Raw genomic sequence first — 25485 nt, forward strand, 5'->3', positions numbered from 1 at the left:
GTGAGGCCTCCCGCGGTTGAGGTGCCGCGGGAGAGGTGGCTAGCGGCCGATGCCTTCGCTGAGCAGGTAGTCGATGGCGCCGGTCAGCCGTTGCACGTCGGCGGTATCGATGGCGGGGAAGAGGCCGATGCGCAGCTGGTTTCGGCCCAGCTTACGGTAGGGTTCGACGTCGACAATGCCGTTGTCTCGCAGCGCCTGGGCGATGGCGGCGGCGTCGATGGCGTCATCGAAGTCGATGGTTCCCACCACGAGGGAGCGCTGGGCGGGGTCGGCGACGTACGGGGTGGTCTCCTCCCGCGCCTCGGCCCAGGAGTACAGCGCGTTGGAGTTGGCCGTGGTGCGCCGGACCATGCCGGCCAGGCCGCCCTCGGCGTTCATCCAGGCCACCTGAGCGTCGAGCATGAGCAGCGTGGCCACCGCCGGCGTGTTATAGGTCTGGTTCTTCCGAGAATTATCGACCGCGGTCTGCAGGTCCAAGAACGCGGGGATGAAGCGGCCAGACGCCTTGATCTGAGCGATTCGGTCCAGGGCGGCGGGCGACATCGCCGCCAGCCACAGTCCGCCGTCGGAGGCGAAGCACTTCTGGGGGGAGAAGTAGTACACGTCCGCCTGCGCCATGTCGACGTCCAGGCCGCCCGCGCCCGAGGTGGCGTCGATGGTGACGAGGGCGTGATCGTTGGGCCGCTCGACGCCGACCATGGCGCCGGTGGACGTCTCATTGTGGGCCCAGGCGACGACGTCGGCTTCCGCGTCGGCCAACTCGGCCGGCTTCGGCGCACCACCGGGAGCAGTCTCGACGACGATGGGTTCGGCCAGCCACGGGGCCTTGCGGGAGGCGGCGGCGAACTTGCCGGAGAACTCGCCATAGACGAGGTGGGCGGAGCGATTCTCGATCAGGCCGAAGGTCGCGGCGTCCCAAAAGGCGGTGGCACCGCCGAGGGAGAGCACGATCTCGTAGCCGTCGGGGAGCTGGAAGAGTTCCGCCAGGCCCTCGCGGACGCTCCCAACGACGTTCTTGACGTTGGGCTTTCGGTGAGACGTGCCAATGATGTGGGTGGCGCCGTTAGCGATGGCGTCGATCTGGGCGGGGCGAACCTTCGACGGACCGCAGCCGAAGCGGCCATCGGCGGGCAGCAACTCAGCGGGGATGGTGATCGGGGAAGTGGTCATAAGCGACAGGATAAACCGGTGGATACAGCCACGGGGCGCGCCTCGCTGAACCGGTTGCTTGTGCCATTCCAACGGGTGGGGCAGGCGGGTAGGTAGGCGGGCCGGCGAGGGAACATGGACACGCGTCTGTGGGGGCGGTGGGGGTATGCCACGGAGAGGGCCGCCATGTCGGTCCGGTCACATTTTTTGTTAGGCTGTGTTCTGGTCAACCGTGATAGCGTGGACGTCAACATCATCCGCGAGCGTCACTCGATTTGCATAACACTCCTGAGAGGTTTGACATGGCATCTGACAAGGCAGTCCTTCACTACCCCGGCGGCGAGTTCGAAATGGACATCATGCGGGCCACCGAAGGCAACGACGGCGTCGTCCTGGGCAAGATGCTCAGCGAGACCGGGCTCGTCACCTTCGACCCGGGATATGTGTCCACCGGCTCCACCGAGTCCAAGATCACCTACATCGATGGTGACGCCGGCGTGTTGCGCTACCGCGGGTACGACATCGCTGACCTTGCCGAAAAGGCGACCTTCAACGAGGTTTCTTACCTGCTTATTAACGGTGAACTGCCCAACCAGGAGCAGCTACGCACCTTTAACAGCGAGATTCGCCACCACACCCTGCTCGACGAGGACTTCAAGGCCCAGTTCAACGTCTTCCCGCGCAACGCTCACCCCATGAGCGTGTTGGCATCGTCCGTCAACATTTTGTCGACCTACTACCAGGACCAGCTCAACCCGCTCAACCCGGCGCACGTAGAAAAGGCCATCGTCCGCCTGATGGCGAAGGTGCCCATGCTCGCGGCCTACGCCTACCGCGCGTCCCGAGGCACCCCCTACATGTACCCGGACAACTCCCTCAACGCCCGCGAGAACTTCCTCCGGATGATGTTCGGTTACCCGACCGAGCCCTACGAGGTTGATCCCATCGTCGTCCGGGCGCTGGACAAGCTTCTCATCCTGCACGCCGACCACGAGCAGAACTGCTCCACCTCCACCGTCCGCATGATCGCTTCGGCGCAGGCCAACATGTTCGTCGCCGTCGCCGGCGGCATCAACGCCCTCTCCGGCCCGCTGCACGGCGGCGCGAACCAGGCCGTCCTGGAGATGCTTGAGGACATTCAGGCCAACCACGATGGTGACGCGACCCACTTCATGGAGAAGGTGAAGAACAAGGTCGACGGAGTCCGGCTCATGGGCTTTGGCCACCGCGTGTACAAGAACTACGATCCGCGCGCCGCCATTGTGAAGGACACCGCGCACGAGGTTCTTGAGCACCTCGGCGGTGACGAGCTGCTGGACCTGGCTCTTAAGCTTGAGGAGATCGCACTGGCCGATGAGTACTTCATCGAGCGCAAGCTCTACCCGAACGTGGACTTCTACACCGGCCTCATCTACCGCGCGATGGGCTTCAAGGCGGACTTCTTCACCGTGCTCTTCGCCATCGGCCGGCTCCCGGGCTGGATCGCCCACTACCGCGAGCAGTTGGACATGAACTCCAAGATCAACCGCCCGCGCCAGATCTACACCGGCTTCGCGCACCGCGACTTTGTGCCGCGCGACCAGCGCTAACCTCAGTCAGCGCGTCAGCCGCCTTAGAGGAATTCTGAGCAACCTTCTATACTAGGTTAGTGAATTCCTGTGGGGCGGCTTTGCGTATGCCCACAGGCTGCTAACTGTTGTCGAAATCCCAAGGAGATACTCCCCATGGAAAAGCCGACTATCGAGGTTCCCTCCACCGAGGCGCCCACCACCCTCGAGATCGAAGATCTGGTTGTGGGCACCGGCGAGGAGGCTCGCGCCGGTGGCATGGTTGAGGTCCACTACGTGGGCGTGGACTACGCGACCGGGCAGGAGTTTGACTCCTCTTGGGACCGCGGCCAGTCCATCGAATTCCCGCTCGGCGGCCTCATTGCCGGCTGGCAGGAAGGCATCCCGGGCATGCGCGTCGGCGGTCGTCGTAAGCTCACCATCCCGCCGGAGCTGGCCTACGGCCCGGCCAACGGCGGTCACCCCCTGGCTGGCTTGACGCTCGTCTTCGTCATTGACCTGCTCAACGCCTCCTAGGCGGCGCGTCCGAGGTCACCTCGGGCACAATGGGGGATATGACGACATCCGAGATTCCGGCCCTATCCCTCAATGACGGTTCCACCATGCCCCAGCTGGGGCTGGGGACCTACAAGCTGCAGGGCGACGACGCCCACCGCATCGTCCGCGAAGGCATCGCGCTAGGCTACCGCCACATCGACACCGCCTCCTTCTACGACAATGAAGAGGCCGTCGGCGCCGCCATCGCCGAGGCCATTGCCGCCGGGGACGTCACCCGCGACGAACTGTTCATTTCCACCAAGTTGTGGAACGACCAGCAGGGTGCCGGAAACACCCAGCGCGCTTTCCGCGAGTCCCTGGCCAAGCTCCAGCTGGACTACCTGGACCTCTACCTCATTCACTGGCCGTGGGCGCAGCGCGGGCTGTTCTGTGAGACCTTTGAGACCATGGCCGAGCTCCAGCGAGCCGGCGGCATCCGCAGCCTCGGCGTGTGCAACTTCTACGAAGAAACCCTCGATGAGCTCATCAGCACCACCGGCATCACTCCGGTGCTCAACCAGGTGGAGATGCACGTCGGTTTCTCGCAGGCGCCGCTGCACCGCTACCACGGCGAGCACGGCATCGTCAGCGAGGCGTGGGCGCCGCTAGCCCGCGGCGTCGTCCTGGATGACCCGGTAGTCACCGAGATTGCCCGCCGTCACGACGCCACCCCGGCGCAGGTTGTGCTCGGCTTCCTCATGGCCCAAGGCGTGTCGGTGATCCCCAAGACGGCGTCTTCTCAGCGCCTGGCGGAAAACTTGGCCGCCACCCGCGTGGAACTGGGCGAGGACGACGTCGCCGCCCTGGCCGGCCTGGACGCCCACGGCGACTACGGCCGGCTGTCCAACGATCCGCGGGTGTTCCCGGGCGAGGTCGAGTAGGACCGCTAGTATTCCAACTTGTGTTTCTAGAGTTTCCCTCCCGGCCGGCTAGCCGCCTAGTGTCCGCCGGTGTCATCGCTGCCCTAGCGGTGAGCACCGTACCGCTGGTTCGCGCCGTGGACACCAGCACCACGAGCACCAGCACCACTGCTGAGGCCACGCCCACCGCCGAACCAGCCCGCGAGGGCACAGGCATCGTCGTACCCGCCCCCACCGATGTGGACTACCAGCCGGTGTACGGCAGCCACCAGGCAAGTTTCCTGCGGCTGTCCGACGGCATGCACGTCGGATCCGCCTCAGAGCGGCTGGCCCGCCCCGCGCTGAGCCTGGCGAAGCTCTACATCGCGGAATACGTGCTCAACCACGGCACGACGGAAGAGAAGATCCAGGCAATCGCCATGCTCACGGATTCCTCCGACGCGACCGCGCAGCAGTTGTACCGCACCTACCCGGAGTCCATCGACGAGACAGCCAAGAAATACCAGCTCCACGCCACCCGTGGGGCGGAGAAGTGGGGCTCGTCGACGACGTCCACCTACGACGTCGTCCACTTCATCGCAGCGTTGGCCACCCAGTCACCCATGCACCCGATCCTGGCCGCCATGGCCCTGTCGAAGGACCGCGGTGCGGATGGTTACCCGCAGGATTACGGCACCATCGCCCTCGACGGGGAACTGGGCACGAAGTGGGGATGGTCGGACGATCACACGTTCCATTCCTCGGTGAGCTTTGGTGAGGGGTGGGTAGCCGCCGCGATGATCGCGGGCAGCCCCGATGACCTCACCAACTACGCCGAGGCGCAGCTGGGGGAGCTGGCCACCGAGGCGGAAGCGGCGGCCGAGACCTCCTCAAAGGCGGCTGCGAAAGAGCGCGCCACCAGCACGGCTCTTAAGCCCCGGTAGGTCGTATTAGGCCGGCTGCCACTGCCCCCAATCCTGGGTATAGATGTGGTTGATGTCCACCCGGACATTGTCCACGTCGGTGGCGTTGATTTTCACCTGGTGCAGATTCGCCCGGGGGTGGATCTTTCCCCCGGAGCCCCAGTTGTGCTGCCAGAAGTACTCGCCGATACCGTCGCCGACGAGCCAGTCAATGGTGGGGTAATTGGCGTAGACGCCGAGGCGATAGCCGTTATTCTTCAGGGTCGCCTCGAAGGCGGCGAGGTAGGGGCGTATGAGGGACTCATACTGCGCCTTCGACGGGTTGTCATCGATGGCGATATACAGCGGCTTGCCGGTAGGGCCGCCGGCTAAACGGTGAAACTCCATAGCCTGCGGGGCATGGACGACGACGCCGGCCGCGCCGCGTCGCCAGTCCGCACTCTCCGCACGGCCGAACTGGTAGACGGAAGCGATGGACAGGCCATGGAGGGCGAAGTCTTTCGTTTCCTTGATGGTCAACGGCTTGCCGAGCATCCAGCCTTCCTCACCGGGGCGACGGTGAGAGATGTAGCGGATGGCGCCGTCGTACCCGGCCGCTTTGACCACCGACGCCCGGGGAACGCCGGCGGCGTAGTCGATGAGCTTTCCGAGCACTGTTGGGGTGGCAGCGGTGGATTGCTGCGCTGCCTGTTGTGCGGTGGCGGTGCGGGGGAGCACGACGCCGACGGCAGCTAGCGCACCGGCGGAGGTTGCGGCGGTGCGTAATACCTTGCGCCGCGACAGGGTCGATGAGGGGGACGCAGCCACTGTGGGACTCCTTAGCGCTAGAACTTCAGTCACATTGATTAACAACCGTCACTCTAGTCGCAGATCTTGGGCGGGCAAAGGGTAGGCACGCCGCGCGTTCAGGCTCCAGGAGCTCTTAGCGTTAGAGGCCGTGGGGACGGTGTCTAGCCGCAATTGTGTGCTCCATCGGAGCGCGCGCACGCAAGCGGGTGGGAACCGCCGACAGAAATCGCCACCCGTTCGTTGCGGCGCCAGCGCGTAGACCCGCTCCTAGCCCTCGAACTCTGCTTCCCATCCCTAAATGTGGTGGGAAAGATCTTCCGTCACAAACACGGAATGAACACCGCGAGGGTCACCACGCAGGGCGTCGTCCCGAACTCGAGGGATGGCTTCCATCGGCCCCTGGAACCGCCTTTCGAGCTGGCAGCTCTACGTGCCTCTGCGGTTACCGTGGACTGAAACGATGCGCCCGGCCGCAGGACCGTCGACCCCCATTGCAGTTAAAGAGCGGGGTGGAAACGGTCAACGGCGCTTCATGGCGCACCTATCGGAGCAGATGACGGTCACTGCCAAGAAAGAATCCCAAAAGAACCCCAAAGATGACCGAGGTGATAAGTCCGGGCAAAGATCCATTCATGGCGAACGCGAAGGAAATCAAGAGAAACGCTGCCAGGACGGAAACCCGGAAGATGGATAGGGCTTTATTTCTTCCGTGCTGCTTCATAAGGCATCGCTAAAGATGGAAACAGGTCGAGTCTGCGCCCATGCCGCCAGCCCCGAGGGCGGCACACGAACCTGTGCAAGCTCCAACAATCAAATATGCCACTGGCTTGGTCTCCGGTTGTGGGGTCCGCCTGTGCGAGACCAATTGAGGACGCAAATGGAGAATTCGTTACGGAGATTCTCAGTAGGGTGCGCCTCGGTGCCGTGTTCATGATGCATGTCCTAACGTAGGTCATACGGCAAGAATTTTTCCAATCCCCTAGGCTTTGTTCGAGGTAACCTCCCGGGGCTCTGCGTCACTGTAGGGAAAACTCACTTAAGTTTACCCCTTATAAGGGGTGGTGTCTGATGTCGGTTGATTCGTCAGAGAGCTTGAGGCGAATTTTATGGGGCGCCATCGATGCTGTGGGAGGCGATTCCGATGAAGAGACCCGTCGTCTCATTCACACCCCCCTTAGCTTCTGGAATTAGGGAAGCTTCCAACCTGGCTGAAGAAACCTGCCCTGTTGGCCTAGGCTGGGGTACGGTACAAGCCCACGAACAATGAGAAAAGAGGTCACCATGAGGCTTGACAACAAGGTCGCCATCATCACCGGCGCCGGATCCGGGTTTGGCGCCGCTACCGCTGAGCTCTTCGCCGAGCGCGGAGCGAAGGTCGTCGTCGTAGACATCAATGCTGCCGCCGCCGAGGCCGTCGCCGCGAAAATCACCGAGGCTGGCGGCGAGGCCATTTCCGTGGCCGCCAACGTGGCCGATGAAAAGGACGTCCAGGCCTTTGTTGCATCGGCGGTGGACACCTACGGTCACCTCGACATCCTCTTCAATAACGCCGGCGTCTACGTCCCCGGCACCGTGGAAGAGACCGACCTGGCCGGCTGGGAGAAGTCCGTCGCCGTCAACCTCACCGCCGTGTTCCTCGGCATGAAGTACGCCATGCCGCACCTTAAGGAAACGAAGGGAACGATCATCTCCACCGCCTCCGCTGGCGGCATCATCGGATTCCCTGGCGCCATCGGCTACGCCGCCACCAAGGGCGGTGTCATTTCCCTCACCCGCGGGGCAGCCGTCGATTACGCCCGCGACGGCGTGCGTGTTAATGCCATCGCCCCGGGCACGGGAGTGACCGGCATGACCGAGAAACTGCTGGAAGATCCCACCATCAAGGAAGCCTTCCTCGCCCCGATCCCGGAAGGCCGGCTCGGCGAGCCCAAGGACGTGGCCCACGCGGCGCTGTTCCTCGCCTCGGACTTCTCCAGCTACATCACCGGCCACGTCCTGCCGGTCGACGGCGGGTGGACGATGAGCTAGGGGCTAGGACTTCTTAACATCCGCCACGGCTACGTAGGCCTCGCTCAGCGAGGTGCCCGGGTTGTCCAAGCGGTACTGGCGCACCTCCTGCGGGTCTGGGCGCGTGGAGATTTCCTCCCCCTTTTTGAGCGGCAGTGTGCTCGGAATGGCGCTCAGGCCGAGCCCGGCTGCTGCGACGAAGGCCAGTGCAGCCCACCACATGTGGCCATTGACGACGAGGGTAACTCCACCGACCAGCAGCACGATGACTGCGATCGCTTCGATGATTTTTCGGTTCATTATGTGCTCCTTGATTCGGCTTCTTCAGTTATGTGAAGCACTTTTCCTTGATCTTGAGGAGTTTTGCGGCGGCGATGACATTACCGGCGAGCATACTGGTAATCGCGCCGGTGCAGCCTAGCATGCTCGCTCGTGCGCTCGTCATCGGACTTTTGCTGAGCCAGTCATGTGTTGGTTGAGTAGGCATGGGAGACGTGGGCTGATGCAGGAGTGAGCATAGATGCAGGTAGAATGATCGTGAGAGCGAGAGCAGTCGCTAGATGTGCTCTCGAGGGATTCAAACGCATTGAGTGGTGCTTCCAGAAGTGAGGGGCGATTGTCGTTAACCCCAGGCTAGGGAAGGTAGCAAGCTAAGTCACGCCCGGAGCGAGAAATTGAACCTTTAGGCTCAAAAGTGTCGAAATCTCTTGACGTGGCTCTAGTTCTGTGCTGGGTCTGGCCTTCAACCTCGATGCGGCCGGGCTGTTACGAATACGAGCCTGTGATACCCGTGGTGGGCTTTCTTCTGAATCAGTAATCGAAGTACCCGGCCAGAAACGTTCCCCAAAGACGAAGAAGGCCGGATCTCCTTCGAGGGAATCCGGCCTTTTCACCACATCGGGCCCATAGCTTCAACTATGCCCCGACGGATCACATCGTGCCCCAGGCCAGAATCGAACTGGCGACACCCGCTTTAGGAGAGCGGTGCTCTATCCCCTGAGCTACTGAGGCGAGGACGAACCAAGCATAGCAGCCGGTCCGCACGCTGCCGAAAACCCGCGGGGCGCCTGCGGGAACACCATGCGGGGATCAGGCTTCCTCAAGCTCAGCGATCTTGCGACGCACCGCAGAGGCTTCCGGGTTGGTGGCGTAGGTTCCGTCGGAGTACTTCACCGTCGGCACCACCCGGTTGCCGCCGTTGACGGATTCCACCCAGGCGGCGGCGTCGGCGTCCTGCTCAACGTCGATGACGTCGTAGGCGTGCTCGGTGCGGTCCAGGCGCTTGCGCAGGTTCTTGCAGTAGGGGCACCAGTCAGTGGCGTAAATGGTGACGTGGCTCATCGTGAGGGTGTCCTTTCGTATCGAAGAAAACGATAACGCACGGGCGTGCGGTGCTCGCCGACGGTGAGTCGGGCGGTGTCGTCGGCCAGCCACCCGGAGTCGGCGGTCACGGCCATGCCCGAGGGTAACGCAGGGGCGTAGACGGGGGTGGGCAGCAGCCCGGACAGCTCGGCGTCGACGAGGGTGAGCTCGACGACGTCGAGCCGGTCCGCGACCGCCTCGTAGACCTGACCGCCGCCGATGACCCAAGCGTCGGCCGGCACGTCACCGAGCCCCGCCATCACCGTGGCACCGTTGGACCAGGCGCCGGACGCGCGGGAGGATAACACGATGTTCTCTCTGCCCGGAAGCGGGCGGAAGCGGGGCGGGATGGACTCCCACGTGGCTCGCCCCATGGCCACCGGAGCACCCAGCGTTACCTGCTTGAAGTGAGCGAGATCAGCCGGAATGTGCCAGGGCATGGAGTGCCCATCGCCGATGACCCCGTCCGTCGATTGTGCCCAGATTGCACGCATTACACCGACACTTTCGCGGTGATGGTTGGGTGGGGGTCGTAGCCGAGGACGTTGACGTCGTCGAAGGTGTAATCAAAGAGGCTGGCCGCCTTGGTCAGCTGGAGCTGCGGGTAAGGGCGAGGTTCGCGGGAGAGCTGCTCACGCACCTGCTCGATGTGGTCGTTGTAGATGTGGCAGTCCCCGCCGGTCCAGATGAGTTCGCCCACCTCAAGGCTCGCTTGCTGGGCAAACATGTGAGTGAGCAGCGCGTACGAGGCGATGTTAAACGGCACGCCGAGGAACATGTCCGCGGAGCGCTGGTAGACCTGCATACTCAGCCGTCCATCCACCACGTACAGCTGAAAGAGCAGGTGGCAGGGCAACAGCGCCATCTTGTCGAGCTCGGAGACATTCCACGCGGAGACAACGTTGCGCCGCGAATCCGGGTTGGCGCGCAGCGTGTCCAGCGCCGCGGAGATCTGGTCGATGTGTGCGCCGTTAGGGGTGGGCCAGCTTCGCCACTGCACTCCGTAGACGGGGCCTAGTTCGCCGTCGGCGTCGGCCCATTCGTTCCAAATACGGATGTTGTTGTCCTGCAACCAGCGCACGTTGGACTCACCGCGCAGGAACCACAACAGTTCCCCGATCACTCCGTGGAAATAGACCTTCTTCGTGGTCAACAGGGGAAAAGACGCAGACAGGTCGTAGCGCAACTGGCGGCCGAACACGCTGATGGTGCCGGTGCCCGTGCGGTCACCCTTGGGGCGTCCGGTGGCCAGAATGTCGCGGAGCAGGTCCTCGTAGGGAGTGGCGATGGGGGTCATGCCCGCACACTCTAGCGCGCGGGCGCCTAGCCCAAAAAGGAACCGTGCTCGTCGAGGTATTCCGCGGCGTAACCGAGGATCTCGTCGGCCAACTCCGGCCGGCAGATGAGCAGGTCCGGGATGTAGGTGTCCTCGTTGTTGTAGTGCAGCGGTTCGCCGTTGAGGCGGGAGGCATGCAGCCCAGAGGCGAGGGCGACGCCGACTGGCGCGGCCTGGTCCCATTCGTACTGGCCGCCGGCGTGCACGTAGGCATCATGGTCGCCGAGCAGGACGTGCATGGCCTTCGCGCCGGCGGACCCGGCGCCCTCGATCTCAAAGCCCAGCTTCTCGCCGATGAAGTGGGCCACCTTCGGCGGGCGGTTGCGGGAGACGACGATCTTGCGGGAGAAGGGCCCCTCAACGTGCTTGGCCTCCGAGGAGGAGAACACCACGCCCAGGTCCGGCAGGCCGACGGCGGCGTGGGTGGGGACACCGTTTTCGACGAGGGCGATGTGGACGGCCCAGTCCTGCCGGCCGGTGGCGAATTCCTTGGTGCCGTCGAGCGGATCGACGATCCACACGCGTTCTTTGTTCAGCCGCTCCAGGTTGTCCGCGGCTTCCTCGGAGAGAAAACCGTCCTCCGGGCGGTGCTGGGCGAGGACGCGGGCAATCCAGTTCTGGGCCAGGTCGTCGCCGGCTTCTCCGAGGTCACGCCCGCGGAGCAAGCCCACGCCGCGGACACCCTTGAGAATTTCGCCGGTGCCCTGCGCAATCAGGTCGGTCAGACGGGAGTCGGAATAGGTAGCGCTCATAGGTTGTAGTCTAGCGCTCCCAGTAGAGTTGAGCCGTATGACAACAGACATCTTGGACCGATTTAAGCCACAGGTACGAACGTGGTTCCGGGATGTCTTCGCCGCCCCCACGGACGTGCAGCAACAGGCCTGGCGCGCCATCTCCGCCGGAGACCACGCCTTAGTCGTCGCCCCGACCGGCTCCGGTAAGACACTGGCGGCGTTTTTGTGGTCGCTCAACAGCCTTGTGGAACGCGCTGGGCAGCAACCACTGCCCCTACCGGTGACAGGCGGCACGCCGCCGGACAGCGAGCAGTCAAGGGGAGTGCGGGTGCTCTACATTTCCCCGCTTAAAGCCCTGGGCGTGGACGTGGAACGCAACCTTCGGGCCCCGCTGACCGGCATCACCCGCACCGCCGAGCGCTTGGGGGTAGCGGTCCCGGACATCACCGTCGGGGTGCGTTCCGGAGACACCTCCTCGGCGGAGCGTTCCCGGCAGGTGCGGCGCCCGCCGGATATTCTCATCACCACGCCGGAATCCGCCTACCTCATGCTCACCTCCAAGGCGGCGTCGATCCTGGCGACGGTGGACACCGTCATCATCGACGAAATCCATGCCCTGGCCGGCACAAAGCGGGGTGCGCACCTCGCGTTGAGCCTCGAACGGCTGCACCGGCTCACCCAACCCAACGGGGGATTCCAGCGCATTGGCCTGTCGGCAACGGTGCGGCCGCTGAGCACGGTGGCGAACTTCCTGGGCGGGGACCGGCCGGTGGAGATCATCGCCCCCGCGGCGGCGAAGCAGTGGGAGCTCAGCGTCCGCGTTCCGGTGGCGGACATGGCGGACCTGCCCACTCCGGAGGACGCCTCTACCATCGGCGACGCCATCGTCGACGATCCACTGGGCCTCAGCGGCGACGACGCCCACCCCGTCGACCTGGGCCCGGGTGGTGCCGAGTCCGCCCTGCCACAGCAGAAATCCATTTGGCCGTTCATCGAGCGCCAGCTCTACGAGGAGATTCAACGCAACCGGGCGAGCCTAGTCTTCGTCAACTCCCGGCGAACCGCCGAACGGCTCACGAGTCGGCTCAACGAATTGTGGGCGCTGGAGCACGATCCCGAATCGCTGTCACCACAGCTGCGCCGCGACCCCGCACAGCTGATGAAGTCCACCGACGTCGCCGGCACCGCCCCTCCCGTGCTCGCCCGCGCCCACCACGGCTCCGTGAGCAAAGATGAACGCGCCGCCACGGAGACCATGCTCAAAGAGGGCGCACTGCGGGCCGTGGTGTCCACGTCGTCGCTGGAGTTGGGCATTGACATGGGCGCCATCGACGCGGTCATCCAGGTGGAATCTCCGCCGTCGGTGGCCTCCGGGCTGCAGCGAGTTGGCCGCGCCGGGCACGCCGTCGGCGCCATCTCCCGCGGGGTGTTCTACCCCAAGCACCGCAGTGACCTGGTGCAATCGGCAGTGACGGTCACCCGGATGCGTTCCGGAGAGATCGAGGAGTTAAAGGTCCCCGCCAATCCGCTTGACGTGCTCGTTCAGCACACTGTCGCAGCGGTGGCAGTGGAGGACCTCGACGTCGACGAGTGGTTCGCCACCGTCCGCCGAGCGTGGCCCTACAAAGACCTCGCCCGCGACGTGTTCGACGCCGTCCTCGACCTGGTCAGCGGTGTGTATCCCTCGACCGACTTCGCCGAGCTCAAACCCCGCGTCATCTACGACCGGGCGAGCAATACCTTGTCTGCTCGCCCCGGAGCACAGCGCGTGGCCGTCACCAATGCCGGCACCATCCCGGATCGCGGCATGTTCGGCGTGTTTCTCGCCAGCTCTGACGACTCTGGGCGAGGTCCGCGGCGCGTCGGCGAGCTTGACGAGGAAATGGTCTACGAATCCCGGGTCGGCGACGTGTTCACCCTCGGGGCGTCGAGTTGGCGCATCGAGGACATCACCCGCGACCAGGTGCTCGTCACCCCAGCTCCGGGGCACACCGGGCGATTGCCCTTCTGGTCCGGCGACTCCCTAGGCCGGCCTTACGAACTGGGCCGAGCGCTGGGCGCCTTCCGCCGTGAGGCCCACTCCGTGGCCCACGACGACGCGGCGCTCGCCGAGCTCACTCCCGACCTGGATGAGTACGCCCGCGGCAACCTCGCGACGTTTCTCGTGGAACAAGCCGAGGCCACCGGCGTCGTCCCGGACGAAACGACGCTGGTCCTTGAGCGCTTCCGCGACGAGCTAGGGGATTGGCGCGTCGTGCTGCACACCCCTTTTGGCAAGGGGGTCAACGCCGCGTGGGCGCTGGCGGTGGGGGCCACCGTCGCCGCCCGCACCGGAATGGACGCGCAGGCGGTAGCCGGCGACGACGGCATCGTCTTGCGCCTGCCGGACGCCGACGCCGAACCCGGCGGGGACCTCTTCGTCTTCGACCCCGATGACATCGAGGACATCGTGACCGAGCAGGTAGGCGGCTCTGCCCTGTTCGCCTCCCGCTTCCGGGAATGTGCCGCCCGCGCTCTGCTCCTACCGCGGCGCAACCCCGGTAAGCGCGCCCCGCTGTGGCAGCAGCGGCAGCGGGCTGAGCAGCTCCTCGACGTCGCCCGCAAGTACCCGTCCTTCCCCATCATTTTGGAGACCGTGCGCGAGTGCTTGCGCGACGTGTACGACCTCCCCGCTCTTCGCGAAGTCATGGACCACCTCCAGCATCGACGGGTGCGCATCGCTGAGGTCACCACCGAGCAACCGTCGCCCTTCGCGTCGTCGCTGCTGTTCAATTACACCGGCGCGTTCATGTATGAAGGCGACACCCCGCTGGCGGAAAAACGCGCCGCCGCCCTCGCGCTGGATCCGGCGCTGTTGGCCAAACTGCTGGGCACCGTCGAGCTACGCGACCTGCTCGACGCGGAGGTCATCGCCGAAACGCATGATCGGCTCAACTGGGTGGCCCGTGTCCGCACCCCGGAGGAGGTGGCCGACGCGCTGCGCATCATCGGACCCATCGACGTCGAACGGCTGCCTCATCACTGCGCCGATGGTCTCGCAGCGCTGGGGGAGCGGGCGGTCAGCGTCGTCGAACAGCACCTCGGTGATCGCGTCATGAGAGTGCGCATCGCCGGTCGCGAGCACCTCGCTCAGTCCCTCGACGCCGCCCTGCTCCGCGATGGCCTCGGTGTCCCCGTGCCCCCCGGCATCCCGGCACAGCAAGCCACCATCGTCGACGCCCTCGAACAACTCATCACCCGGTGGGCGCGCACCCGCGGACCGTTCGTGCTGAGAGATCTCGCCGACGCGTTCGGCCTCGGCGCCGGCACCGCGCACAGCGCCCTGACCCAGCTGGCACGCGCCGGGAAGATCGTCGAGGGGCGCTACCGGCAGGGCGTCGACGACGCCGAATACATCGCCGCTGAGGTGCTCACAGTCATCCGGTCGCGCTCGCTGGCCGCGGCGCGGGCCGCCACCAAACCGGTGTCACAATCCACATTCGGGCGCTTTCTCCCCGACTGGCAGCAGGTTGCGCCCGTCGGCGAGCGCCCCCACCTGCGCGGCGCCGACGGGGTGTTCAGCGTCCTCGAACAGCTCGCCGGAGTGCGTCTGCCCGCCAGCGCCTGGGAGACGCTGGTGCTTCCGCAACGGGTGGGGGACTATTCCCCGCTGCACCTCGACGAGCTCACTTCCTCCGGCGAGATTCTCGTCGTCGGTGCCGGCAAGGCCGGGGCCAGCGACCCTTGGATCATGCTTCTGCCCGCCGATTACGCCCCTGAGCTCCTCGACGACGTGCTCGGCGGGCCCGAAGAACCCACCCTCAGCGCAGTGCAGCTAGCTATCGTCGAGGTGCTCGGCCGCGGCGGCGGGTTCCTCTTCGGCGAGCTGCGCGACGACATTGCTGCTTTCGCCCCGGCGACCCCGGACGAACTCCGTGAGGCGATGTGGGGGCTCGTCGACGCCGGCATCATCGCCCCTGACGGCTTCGCGCCCATCCGCGCTCGCCTGGCGGGTGGATCGGGCCGGGCGGCGTCGGGTAGCGCCCACCGTTCGCGTCGACGGCCTGCCCGCTCCCGGTTACGCATGGGGCGCGCCGGGATGAATCGCCCGCAGACCCCACCGGATATGGTGGGCCGATGGTCGCTGGTCCCGCGGGCCAGCACGGACGCCACGACGAGGTCCTTGACCCGCGGCGAGATCTGGCTGGAACGCTACGGTGTGGTCACCCGGGGATCCATCGTGGCCGAGAATGTCCTCGGTGGGTTCGCTTTGGCCTACAAGGTCCTTAGCGGATTCGAGGAGTCGGGCAAGGCCATGCGCGGCTATGTGGTCGAGCAACTTGGCGCCGCGCAATTCTCCACGCCGGCCATCATCGACCGGATGCGCGCCGTGGCTGATAGCGGCGACGTCACGGGCTGGCCGTCCGGGACCCGCGACCCAGACCTGGTGGTCCTTGCGGCCGCCGACCCTGCCAACCCTTACGGTGCCGCCTTGCCGTGGCCGGAGACCGGCGGTTCGGCTCGGGTTTCCCGGGCGGCGGGGGCACTGGTGGTGCTCGTCGACGGGCTGCTTATCGCCCACATCACCCGCGGTGGACGCACGGTGACCACCTTCTTTGATTCCCTGCCCGAGGTGGGGGAGAGCGCCGCCCGCCTATGGGAGCGCGTGGTGGGCGCCGTCGAAGACGTCGTGGGCCGGGGACTGATGAAACCGGTCACCGTGGAGAAGATCGACGCGGTCCCGGCGTTGGAGTCCCCGGCGGTGGCGGATCTGCGGGCGGCGGGCGCGAGCCTGAGCCCTCGGGGCATCCGCATCGGTGGGCGCGCGGCGGCCCCGCGTGGACCGCGGCGCGGCCGCAGCGTCACGGAAGCAATGGAGAGCTTGAACTTCGACGACTAGCCGACGGCCGTGGTCACGCCGTGGACGATCATCCACGCGCCGAGGGCGGCGAATACGACGCCCGTGGCGAGGTCGATGTGCCCGGCATAGCGGTGCATCACCGGTGCGATGCGGCCAATGGCAAGCGCAATGGAGCAGAACCAGGCCAATCCGACGACGAGAACGGTGCCGAAGATGACCCCGATCCACCAGGCGCCGAGCCCGGGTTGAACAAACTGGGAGAACACCGCGGTGAAGAACAACACCGCCTTCGGGTTAGCCAGGTTCGTGCTCACCCCGGCCCGGTACCCCTGGGCGAGGCTCAGGTTGCGCGGGGGCGCTGTTTCCTCGGGCAGTCCCTGCTGGGAGGAGGGAGAGCGCACGTTCCTCACTCCGGAGCGCAAGGAGGAGAAGCCCAGGTATGCGATATAGGCCCCGCCGGCGATTTGCAGCGCACCGAACCATCCCGGTGAGGCGGTCAGTATGGCTCCGACGCCCAGCAGGGACAGCAGTGCCCAGCCGGCGTTGCCGGTCATGATGCCGGCGGCGCAGGCTACTCCGGCGCGCTGCGATTTAAGGGAGGTGCGGAGCACCTGCACCACGTCGGGGCCGGGGGAGGCGATTGCCGCCACCCATACGCCGAGCAAGGTGAGGTAAGAGGACGCGTCCATGAGCGGATAGCGTATCAGCGGGTGCAGCGGTACGGCTTCGCCGGAGGCGACGGCGCCTTGCCCTCAATCGTCAGGCGAGTAACCGGCACGATCGTGCCGGTTATGCCTCTGGTTTGATACTGGCTCGGGCCAGATCTTGGAATTCGGCACGATCGTGCCGGTTTGGTAGCGCTTGCGTGCGCGGCGGGCCTACTATAGCCGATATCGGCACGATCGTGCCGGTTCGTGGAAGGAGGTCCTCAGGCGGTGGAAGCACACGAGGTAGGCGAGTTTGTTCGTAGCCAGCGCATCAAGCAGGGAATGACACAGCTTGACGTGGCGGAGCTGTCCGAAGTTTCGGAGCGCTTTATCCGCGAATTGGAGACCGGTAAGCCGACGGTAAGGCTGGATAAGACCATTGCCGTTCTCGGCGTGTTGGGCTTCGATCTCACCTGTGAGATCCACAACGCGAACTTCAGTAACTCCCTGCGCATGGGGGCCCGGTGACCGTGGTGGCGGATGTCTACGTCGGCGATGTGCTGGCTGCCACGCTTACTGCGCTGGAAGGCGGCATCACGCAGTTTGCCTACACCTCCCACGCATTGGAAAACAATGGGCCTGTTGTTGCCTCCACTCTTCCTCTGAGTGCGGAGCCTGTGTTGACCGCCGGCGGGGCGCTTCCCGCGTTTTTTGCCAATCTTCTGCCGGAAGGGCGCCGGCTATCCACCTTGAAGCGTGCCGCGAAGGCCTCGCTGGATGACGAACTCGCCCTCCTGCTGGCGGTAGGTTCTAACACTGTGGGAAATGTGTCAGTTGTTCCTGCCGGACGCACTCCCGATCCATCAGTGGCACAGATTGACATGACGGCGGACCTGGATTTCACCACTGTTCTCACCGCAGCCGGGGTCAACGATCCCGCCGCTTTGGCCGGTGCTCAGGACAAAGCGTCGGCACGTACGATCGCCGTGCCCGTCGGCGGCGTGTCGCAGAGCTTCATTCTCAAGGTCTCTCCGCCGGAATATCCATTTCTGGTCGAAAATGAAGCAGCGTGTTATGAGATCGCGCGGCGCCTGCCCTCTGCCTGGCTACGGCTCGCAGAGGTCGAAGTCATTCATGACAAATTTGGCAGATCCGGCCTGCTGGTCACCCGTTTCGACCGGGCTGGATCTCACCGATACCCGGTGGAAGATGCTGCTCAGCTGCTCAATCTGCACCCGGGTCAGAAGTACTCGACCACGATGGAAGAGATTGTCAAGGCGGTGTGTGCGGTGGTGGTGTCGCCGACGAGGGCGAAGCGCACGATAGCTCTCATGGTGGCTCTCGCCTGGCTTACCGGAAATGGTGATATGCATGCGAAAAATATCTCGGTCATAGATACTGGCGCGGGCTATGATGTTGCGCCGGTCTACGATATTCCCTCAACTCTCGTCTATGGGGACTCAACTCTTGCGCTTCCGGTCCAGGGCGCCAAAGACAACATCAGCGCGAAGAAATTCCTTGCCTTCACTGACGATATAGGGCTGCCGCGAGCTGTCGGTGAGCGCATTATCGCGCGAGCCCTCACCGTTACGGAGGATGCGGCCGAGATCATCCTCGACTCCGGCCGCTTCGACGCCCGGCGCAGCCGGGATGTTCGCCGGGTGCTGGCGCGCCGGCGGCGCCTGTTCACAACCTCGGCTTAGTGACGGCAATCGCTGCGTCTCTAGCCCCGAACGGGTGGCCTGCTAGGGGCTGGTGGGTTAGCCAGTTAGAGTGCTGGTTAACACCAATTCGTATCCGGATTGTTACTTTGTCGGTATCACCCGTTGCAAAGGCAAGACCTGGAGGAATGACGGTGCATTCCCAACCCGCGGAGCCAGTCTGCGGTGTGGTAGCGCACCCGTTATTCCCTCCGGGTCTTTCGTCTTTTCCGGGCTGGTTATCACCGCGCACGGGACAATTCGCATGATCCAAGGAGGGCAACCGTGGCCACCACCACGAGGACATCCACCGCCCAGGAAATCCTGGACAATCTAGGCGGCGCCGGCAACGTCGCCTCGCTGACCCATTGCGCAACGCGGCTGCGCGTCGAGCTCAACGACGCGTCCAAGGTCAACGAACAGGCCATCGACGCCCTGCCTGAGGTACTAGGCGTCCTGCCGCAGGGTGGTTCCCGCTACCAGATCGTCGTCGGCGGGGCAGTGGAGAGCATCTACAACCAGATTCGGCACCTGCCCGACTGGCACAACCGAGCCGCCGCGCCGAGCGACGAGGAGCTTAAGGAGTCCCTCCGCAACCAGGGCGTGCGAGGCAAGTCCGCCTGGGTAGATAGCTTCTTCGAGTACCTGTCGAACTCCTTCCGGCCGCTGCTTGGCGTGCTGCTGGGTGCGTCGCTCATCATCGCGTTCACCGCCGTGGTGGACATGCTGTCCAAGGTGGGGCTCATCAGCTTCAACCCCGCAGACAAGACCGCCACCTGGGTGTTCGTGGACGCCATGTGGCGCAGCGTGTTCTACTTCCTGCCCATCATGGTGGCGTACAACGCCGCCAAGACGCTCAAGGTAGACCCGTGGGTCGGCGCCGCGATCATGGGTGCGCTCATGACGCCGGAGTTCATCTCCCTGTCGGATACCGAAGCGACGTCGTCGACGGTGTGCACCACTAACGAGGCCCTGGGCACCCAAAGCTGTGTGGCCACCATCTTCGGTCTTCCCATGCAGCTCAACGACTACGCCGGCCAGGTCTTCGTGCCCCTCATGATGGCGGCGGTGCTGGCGCTGGTCTACCACGCGCTGAAGAAGGTGTTCCCCGCAAACTTCCAGATGGTCTTCGTGCCCTTCTTCTCCATCGTCATCATGATCCCGCTCACCGCGTTCCTCATCGGTCCGCTGGGTGTGTGGCTGGGCACCGGCATCGGCACCGGCCTGGCGTGGATGAACGAGCACGCCCCCTTCGTGTTCGCCCTCATCATTCCCATGATTTACCCCTTCCTCGTGCCGCTGGGGCTGCACTGGCCGCTCAACGCCCTCATGCTCGTGAACATTCAGACCCTGGGTTATGACTTCATCCAAGGCCCGATGGGTGCCTGGAACGCCGCCTGCTTCGGTGCGACCGCGGGCGTGCTCATCATCTCGATGCGGGAGCGGGACACCGTCATGCGTCAGACCGCGTCGGGCGCTCTGGCCGCTGGCCTGCTGGGTGGTATCTCCGAGCCGTCGCTCTACGGCATCCACCTGCGGTTTAAGCGCATCTACCCGCGGATGCTGTGTGGCTGCTTCGCCGGTGGTCTCATCATGGCCATTCTCTCCCTGCCGTACCAGGGCGTGACGACGTCCGCGTTCGTGTTCTCCTCGGTGCTGTCCGTGTTCGTCATGGATCCGATGTGGGTGTACGCCGTCGCGTACACCGCCGCCTTTGCGGTGGCGTGCGCCGCGATCGTGCTCACCGACTACCGCACCGCCGAGGAACGCGGCCAGGCTGCGGTCGCCCCGGTCACCCCGGTCGCCCCGGTCACGCCGGTTGCCGAAGCGGAATCGGAGGCCGTACCCGCCGTCGAGCCGACTGCGACGGAGGCTGCTGAGGAGGCCGTCGAGGAGGACGCCGGCGCCGCTCGCGACGTCGTCGAGATCACCGCGCCGCTCGCCGGTGAGGTCGTCGCCGTCGCTGACGTCAACGACGCGGTATTCTCCGCCGAGACCCTCGGTAAGGGCGTGGGCATCACCCCCGCCGGCGGCACGGTCGAGGTCGTCTCGCCGGTTGCCGGCGTGGTGCGCACCGCGCCGGAGTCCGGCCACGCGTTCGGCATCAAGACTGACGACGGAATCGAGATCCTCATCCACATCGGAATTGATACCGTGAATCTGCAGGGTCGAGGATTCGACAGGCTGGTGGCCAAGAAGGATCGCGTTGCGGCCGGGCAGGTGCTCGCCGTCGTGGACTTCGATGCCATCGCCGCCGAGGGGCTCGACACCACCACCATGATGACGGTGACCAACTCGAAGACGTTGGGACAGGTAACGGCTCACCCCGGCCACGCTGAAGTCGGTGACCTCGTCATCACCGTTGACCGCTGACGCCGTCACTGTTTACAGAAAGGGCATCTCTCATGGCTGCGGATATGAAGGTTCTGCGCGTGTTCAACAACAACGTTGTCCTCGCACAGTCGGCTCATGGTGAGGTCATCCTCACCGGCCGCGGCCTAGGGTTTCACACCCGACCGGGGGACACGGTGGACCGGGCGTCGATCGCTCAGACCTACGTGCCCACCGACGGGCGCGACCCGGACCACCTCGGCGCTCTCATCGCCGGTCTTCCCTTCGAGTACCTGGAGCTGTTGACCGCCGCCGGCATGGAGGTTGGCCTCAACGAGGCCACCCTGTCCAGCCCCACCACCATGATGGCGCTGGCGGACCACGTTCACTTCGCCGTGCAACGGTTGCACAGCGGGCTGGCCATCGAGTACCCCTTGCTCGCCGAGGTCACAACTCTCTACCCGGACGAATACCGCATCGCGGTGCAGCTATTGGCGCACCTCAACGACGCGTTCGTCAGCCGTGGTAGCCAGCCACTGCCCGAGGCTGAGGCCATTGCCTTGACGCTGCACCTGGTGACCGCCGGCTTCGCCTCCGGGGATTTGTCCTTCACCTACACCATGACTGGGGTGCTCCAGCAGCTCATCAGCACCGTCGAGGCCAGCCACGGCGTCACCCTGGACACGACGAGCGTTTCGGTGGGCCGCTTCATCACCCACCTTCGCTACCTCTTTGTGCGCATTCGCCAGCGCGAGCAGCTCGACGCCGACCACACGGTCATCGCCGACGCGATTGCTGCGACCCATCCCGAAGCGTTCCATACCGCTCAAACGTTGGCCACTATTTTGGAGTTGCGGCTGGGCGCTACTCTTAGTGGTGACGAAATCGCCTACCTTGCTTTGCACATCGGCCGCATGGTTGAGGCCGTGTGCGTGGCTCATCATCACACCACCCGTCGAAAGGACACCACCATGATTACCCGCACCGCCACCATCGGTTCCTCCGTGGGCCTGCACGCCCGCCCCGCGGCGCTGTTCGTCCAGGCTGTGGAAGACACCGGCTACGAGATCACCATCGCCCTCGACGGCGAAGAGGCCGTGGACGCCGACTCCGTGCTGGAGGTCATGACCCTCGGCGCCGGCCACGGTGACGTGGTCACCCTCGCCTGCGAAGACGAGGCGGCGGCCGGCGCGCTCGACGAGCTCGTCGCCCTGCTCGAGCGCGACCTGGATCAGGAGTAACGGTTCGCGATGACCACCCGTAAAGAACTCGCCGGCATCGGCGTGTCGGCAGGCGCGGCTGTGGCCCCCGTCGTGGTGCTGCAGCCGGCGCCGGGTGTCGACGCGAAGGAACCAGCCAGCGTCGATCCGGCAGCCGACATTGAGCGTGTCCGGCAGGCCATGGCCGCGGTCGCGGACGACCTGCGAGCCCGAGCCGCCGTCGCCAGCGACACCGGCCGTAAGGTTCTCGAGGCGACGGCTCAGCTTGCCACCGATAAGGGCCTGGTCAAGGCCGTGCTCAAGAAGCTCAAGGCCGGGTCCGGAGTGACCGCTGCGGTGCACGACGCCACCGAGGGTTACGCCACGCTCATGGCGAGTCTTGGCGGCTACATGGCGGAGCGGGTCACGGATCTGTACGACATCCGGGACCGCACCATCGCCCAGCTTCGCGGACTGCCCATGCCGGGGGTGCCGGCGCTGTCGGAACCGGCGATCGTGGTCGCTCACGACCTGGCCCCGGCCGATACCGCCGGGCTCAATCCCGCCACCGTCGTCGGCATCATCACCGCCGCCGGGGGTGTGACTAGCCACACCGCCATTCTTGCTGCCCAGTACGGCATCCCTGCCGTGGTGAAGGTTGATGGCGCTCTGGAATTGGCCACCGGTACACCGGTCGCCCTCGACGGCGGCAGCGGGCGCGTCGTCGCGAACCCCACCGACGCCGATATCGAGGAGATCGTCAGCCGGCAGCACCGCCGCGACGAGCTGGTCGCTCGCGCGTCGGGGTCGGGCGCCACCGCCGACGGAACCCCGATCAAGCTGCTCATCAACATCGGCAATGCCGACGACGCTGAGCAGGCAGCGGCCACCGACGCGCAGGGCACGGGACTATTCCGCACCGAATTCGTGTTCCTCAACCGCGCCACGGCACCGACGGTGGCAGAGCAGACCGAGGTGTACACCCGGGTGCTCGCCGCCTTCGGTTCGCAGCGCGTCGTCGTGCGCACCCTCGACGCCGGGGCCGACAAGCCACTAGCGTTCGCCACGCAGGAGCACGAGGACAACCCAGCTCTGGGCATCCGCGGTATTCGCTTGACGACCTCGAAGCCGGAGCTGCTTGCCTCCCAACTCGACGCGCTGGCTGCCGCCTACGAGGCCACCGGCCGGGCCGCCGACCTGCGGATCATGGCGCCGATGATCGCCACCGTGGAGGAGGCCCGCGCCTTCGCCGAGCAGGTCCGTTCCCGCAACCTGCCGTGCGTGGGCGTCATGATCGAGGTTCCGGGTGCTGCGGTGCGAGCCCGGCACTTGCTGCGCGAGGTCGATTTCGCCTCCATTGGCACGAATGATCTCTCGCAGTACACCATGGCCGCCGACCGGATGCAGGGCGAGCTGGCAGTACTGCTCGACGTATGGCAACCGGCCCTGCTGGAACTCATCAAGGCCACCTGCGACGGCGGGCGCAGCGCCGATGCCCCCATCGGCGTGTGCGGGGAGGCCGGCGGTGACCCGTTGCTGGCCCTGGTACTAGTCGGCCTGGGCGTGAGCTCTCTGTCCATGGCTGCTGGCAAGCTTCCGGCAGTTCGGGCCGCGCTGAGCTTGCACGACCTGCCCGCCTGCCAGGCGATGGCCGAGGCAGCGCTTGCTGCTGACACCGCTGCCGGCGCCCGCGAGGCAGTTCTAGCACTGGCTGACCCGGCACTGGTCGCGGCGCTGTAGCCCGGGAGCGACGTCGTGCCCGAGGGCGATTCCGTCTACCAGCTCTCCCGCCGGTTGCAGTTCATGACCGGCCGGGAGGTGGTGGGCACGAGCATTCGGGTGCCCCGCTTCGCCCTGGAACGCTTTGACGGCAAGACCTGCCAGCGGGTGTGGCCCTACGGCAAGCACCTGTTCATGCAGTTCGACGACCGGATCCTGCACACGCACCTCAAAATGGAGGGCACGTGGGGGATGCATCTGGTGGGGGATAGGTGGCGCAAACCCGCTCACACGGCACGCGTTGTCCTTCAGCTCACCGGCGCGCCCCACCCTCGCCCGATCGAGGTGGTGGGGTACTCGCTGGGCTTCGTGCGTGTCTTCGGTGCCGACGGCTACCACAGCGCCATCGCCGACCTGGGGCCGGATATTCTCGCCGACGATTGGGAATCCGAGGGCTTTGCCGAGGCCGTGCGCAGAGTCGAGGCCAGGCCGCGTCGAACCATCGGCCAGGCGTTGCTGGATCAGGGCAACGTGGCTGGATTGGGCAATGAATACCGCGCAGAGATCTGCTTCCTAGCCGGAGTGCGCCCCACCACCGCCGTCGGGGAGGTGGATGTGCCTGGCATCCTGCGATTGGCACGGCGGTTGATCTGGGCTAACCGGCTCTCCCCGGTGCGGGTGACGACGGGGATCAAGCGCGCAGGGGAGACGTCCTACGTGTTCGGCCGCAATCGCAAGCCGTGCCGGCGCTGCCGGACCCCGATCGAGAAGGGGATGCTCGGCGGGGTGGAAGACCTCGAACGAGTGATTTGGTGGTGCCCGGTCTGCCAGCGCTAACGCGCGGGGGAGGGTAACGGTTCCCGACCGACTACCGGGCGCTGCAATTCATGGAGGCGTGCTACCGCGCCGGCATTCGCATTCCCGACGATGTCTCTGTGACCGGCATCGACGGCATTTTCTGGGACCTGCACCATGTGGGGCTGTCCACGGTGCGCCTACCCATCGACCAAGTGGCGGCCCGAGCCGCGCAGGTCATGGGGGAGCGCCTCGAAGAACCACGCCGTCCCATCACCCACGAAACCATCGCTGGGGCTCTGCGGCCGGGAGCGTCGCTGGCCGCCCCCCACCATCCACCCCGGTAGATTCCCCGCGCCTACACTGAGAGGCTATGAGCTCCCACGAGCAGCAGCCCGCCTGGTCTGGTGGTATCGATGCGGACCGTTATTGGGACGCCTCCGGGCTGAGCTGCGCCCAGCTCCTCGTGAGGCTTAATCGTCTATTCGCCACGGAATTGCTCCCCGGCCAAACTTTGCTTTTCCGCGCCACCAGCGAGGCGGTGTTCATGGACATCGAGGCCTGGTGCGGATTGACCGGTCACGAGCTTCTCCACGAGAATCCACCCATTTTTGTTATCAGGAAGAAGGACTAAGCCATGTCAGCAACCGGCAAGTTCTGCGTCAGCATCACCCACGGACCGAGCGATACGGATAAGGCGTCGATGGGATTCCACCTCGCTGCCACCGCAGCGGCGTCCCAGCAGCAGACATTGGTGTTTCTGTCCTGCGATGCGGTCAACCTCGTTGTTCGCGGGGGTGCCGACGACATCCACGAGCCCGGCTTCGCGCCGATGACCGAGCTCATCTCCTCCTTCGTCGAGGCCGGCGGCACCATCTACGCGTGCAAGACGTGCACGGACAAGCGCGGCTACGCTCAGGACGACCTCATTGAGGAGGCCACCATCGTCGGCGGGGTGAAGCTTGTGGAGTTCCTTGCCGACGGCACCCCGTGCGTCAGCTTCTAAAACG

General features: G+C 65.2%; 22 protein-coding genes, 1 tRNA gene and 1 pseudogene. 15 read left to right on the forward strand and 9 right to left on the reverse strand.

All coding sequences use genetic code 11. The annotated features are described in order from the left end of the window. Positions 1 to 39 precede the first annotated feature (39 nt). On the reverse strand, positions 40 to 1170 hold the full coding sequence (gene serC, locus CUTER_RS03145) for a phosphoserine transaminase (protein ID WP_047259202.1): 1131 nt from the start codon (positions 1168 to 1170) through the stop codon (positions 40 to 42). Positions 1171 to 1451: 281 nt separating this feature from the next. Here serC and CUTER_RS03150 point away from each other — a divergent pair, with 281 nt between their 5' ends. From CUTER_RS03150 to CUTER_RS03165, 4 genes are all read left to right on the forward strand, one after another. Then, positions 1452 to 2738: a citrate synthase gene (locus CUTER_RS03150; RefSeq protein ID WP_047259203.1), complete on the forward strand. Its 1287-nt coding sequence runs from the start codon at positions 1452 to 1454 to the stop codon at positions 2736 to 2738. Positions 2739 to 2873: 135 nt separating this feature from the next. Continuing rightward, on the forward strand, positions 2874 to 3233 hold the full coding sequence (locus CUTER_RS03155) for an FKBP-type peptidyl-prolyl cis-trans isomerase (RefSeq protein WP_047259204.1): 360 nt from the start codon (positions 2874 to 2876) through the stop codon (positions 3231 to 3233). A gap of 38 nt (positions 3234 to 3271) precedes the next feature. After that, a complete protein-coding gene (locus tag CUTER_RS03160; RefSeq protein WP_047259205.1) occupies positions 3272 to 4135 on the forward strand; it encodes an aldo/keto reductase in 864 nt (287 codons plus the stop codon). A gap of 20 nt (positions 4136 to 4155) precedes the next feature. Next, the gene (locus CUTER_RS03165; protein WP_201775046.1) at positions 4156 to 5037 is read left to right on the forward strand and encodes a hypothetical protein; all 882 of its coding nucleotides are present in this window, start codon (positions 4156 to 4158) and stop codon (positions 5035 to 5037) included. 6 nt (positions 5038 to 5043) lie between these two features. On the opposite strand, the gene CUTER_RS03170 is transcribed toward CUTER_RS03165, so the two are convergent. Then, entirely contained in the window at positions 5044 to 5823 is a 780-nt protein-coding gene (locus tag CUTER_RS03170) for a DUF1906 domain-containing protein (RefSeq protein WP_052844008.1), read from the reverse strand. A 1263-nt stretch (positions 5824 to 7086) separates the two neighbouring features. On the opposite strand from CUTER_RS03170, the gene CUTER_RS03175 reads away from it, so the two are divergent. After that, positions 7087 to 7833: an SDR family NAD(P)-dependent oxidoreductase gene (locus CUTER_RS03175; RefSeq protein WP_047259206.1), complete on the forward strand. Its 747-nt coding sequence runs from the start codon at positions 7087 to 7089 to the stop codon at positions 7831 to 7833. Positions 7834 to 7836: 3 nt separating this feature from the next. On the opposite strand, the gene CUTER_RS03180 is transcribed toward CUTER_RS03175, so the two are convergent. The 6 genes from CUTER_RS03180 to CUTER_RS03205 form a co-directional block, all read right to left on the reverse strand. Beyond that, positions 7837 to 8112: a hypothetical protein gene (locus CUTER_RS03180; protein ID WP_047259207.1), complete on the reverse strand. Its 276-nt coding sequence runs from the start codon at positions 8110 to 8112 to the stop codon at positions 7837 to 7839. A gap of 638 nt (positions 8113 to 8750) precedes the next feature. Beyond that, positions 8751 to 8823, reverse strand: a tRNA-Arg gene (locus CUTER_RS03185). A gap of 78 nt (positions 8824 to 8901) precedes the next feature. After that, positions 8902 to 9153 (reverse strand): mycoredoxin, encoded by a 252-nt coding sequence (locus CUTER_RS03190; protein ID WP_047259208.1) that lies wholly within the window; start codon positions 9151 to 9153, stop codon positions 8902 to 8904. After that, entirely contained in the window at positions 9150 to 9668 is a 519-nt protein-coding gene (locus CUTER_RS03195) for a dihydrofolate reductase (RefSeq protein WP_047259209.1), read from the reverse strand. The genes CUTER_RS03190 and CUTER_RS03195 overlap by 4 nt, the downstream gene beginning before the upstream one ends. Further along, entirely contained in the window at positions 9668 to 10471 is an 804-nt protein-coding gene (locus CUTER_RS03200) for a thymidylate synthase (RefSeq protein WP_047259210.1), read from the reverse strand. The genes CUTER_RS03195 and CUTER_RS03200 overlap by 1 nt, the downstream gene beginning before the upstream one ends. A 26-nt stretch (positions 10472 to 10497) precedes the next feature. Beyond that, the gene (locus CUTER_RS03205; RefSeq protein ID WP_047259211.1) at positions 10498 to 11262 is read right to left on the reverse strand and encodes a 3'(2'),5'-bisphosphate nucleotidase CysQ; all 765 of its coding nucleotides are present in this window, start codon (positions 11260 to 11262) and stop codon (positions 10498 to 10500) included. Between the two features lie 37 nt (positions 11263 to 11299). On the opposite strand from CUTER_RS03205, the gene CUTER_RS03210 reads away from it, so the two are divergent. Next, positions 11300 to 16123 carry an ATP-dependent helicase gene (locus CUTER_RS03210; RefSeq protein ID WP_047259212.1) on the forward strand — a complete coding sequence of 1608 codons (4824 nt, stop codon included), beginning with the start codon at positions 11300 to 11302 and terminating at the stop codon, positions 16121 to 16123. Here CUTER_RS03210 and CUTER_RS03215 read toward each other — a convergent pair. Next, positions 16120 to 16773 (reverse strand): LysE family translocator, encoded by a 654-nt coding sequence (locus CUTER_RS03215; RefSeq protein ID WP_047259213.1) that lies wholly within the window; start codon positions 16771 to 16773, stop codon positions 16120 to 16122. The genes CUTER_RS03210 and CUTER_RS03215 overlap by 4 nt on opposite strands. Before the next feature lie 246 nt (positions 16774 to 17019). Between CUTER_RS03215 and CUTER_RS03220 the strand changes: the two genes are divergently transcribed. The 9 genes and pseudogenes from CUTER_RS03220 to CUTER_RS03260 all read left to right on the forward strand — a co-directional run bounded on the left by CUTER_RS03220 (position 17020) and on the right by CUTER_RS03260 (position 25481). Next, positions 17020 to 17259, forward strand: coding sequence for a helix-turn-helix transcriptional regulator (locus tag CUTER_RS03220; RefSeq protein WP_082121242.1), 240 nt, complete (start codon positions 17020 to 17022; stop codon positions 17257 to 17259). After that, the gene (locus CUTER_RS03225) at positions 17256 to 18434 is read left to right on the forward strand and encodes a type II toxin-antitoxin system HipA family toxin (RefSeq protein WP_047259214.1); all 1179 of its coding nucleotides are present in this window, start codon (positions 17256 to 17258) and stop codon (positions 18432 to 18434) included. Before CUTER_RS03220 ends, CUTER_RS03225 begins: the two co-directional genes overlap by 4 nt. Positions 18435 to 18716: 282 nt before the next feature. Continuing rightward, complete coding sequence (locus CUTER_RS03230; protein ID WP_047259215.1) at positions 18717 to 20804, forward strand: glucose PTS transporter subunit IIA; 2088 nt, start codon at positions 18717 to 18719, stop codon at positions 20802 to 20804. A gap of 32 nt (positions 20805 to 20836) precedes the next feature. Further along, a complete protein-coding gene (locus tag CUTER_RS03235; protein ID WP_407919170.1) occupies positions 20837 to 22003 on the forward strand; it encodes an HPr family phosphocarrier protein in 1167 nt (388 codons plus the stop codon). Between the two features lie 9 nt (positions 22004 to 22012). After that, positions 22013 to 23701, forward strand: a complete 1689-nt coding sequence (gene ptsP, locus CUTER_RS03240) for a phosphoenolpyruvate--protein phosphotransferase (RefSeq protein ID WP_047259216.1) — start codon at positions 22013 to 22015, stop codon at positions 23699 to 23701. Positions 23702 to 23716: 15 nt separating this feature from the next. Next, complete coding sequence (locus CUTER_RS03245) at positions 23717 to 24517, forward strand: DNA-formamidopyrimidine glycosylase family protein (RefSeq protein ID WP_047259217.1); 801 nt, start codon at positions 23717 to 23719, stop codon at positions 24515 to 24517. Positions 24518 to 24555: 38 nt separating this feature from the next. Next, positions 24556 to 24822: pseudogene (locus tag CUTER_RS03250) on the forward strand (substrate-binding domain-containing protein); the annotation flags it as partial. Positions 24823 to 24848: 26 nt separating this feature from the next. Further along, the gene (locus tag CUTER_RS03255; protein WP_047259219.1) at positions 24849 to 25109 is read left to right on the forward strand and encodes a sulfurtransferase TusA family protein; all 261 of its coding nucleotides are present in this window, start codon (positions 24849 to 24851) and stop codon (positions 25107 to 25109) included. Positions 25110 to 25112: 3 nt separating this feature from the next. Then, complete coding sequence (locus tag CUTER_RS03260; protein ID WP_047259220.1) at positions 25113 to 25481, forward strand: DsrE family protein; 369 nt, start codon at positions 25113 to 25115, stop codon at positions 25479 to 25481. The last annotated feature ends 4 nt before the right edge of the window (positions 25482 to 25485 follow it).

The organism is Corynebacterium uterequi (genome assembly GCF_001021065.1).
Taxonomy (GTDB): Bacteria; Actinomycetota; Actinomycetes; order Mycobacteriales; family Mycobacteriaceae; genus Corynebacterium; species Corynebacterium uterequi.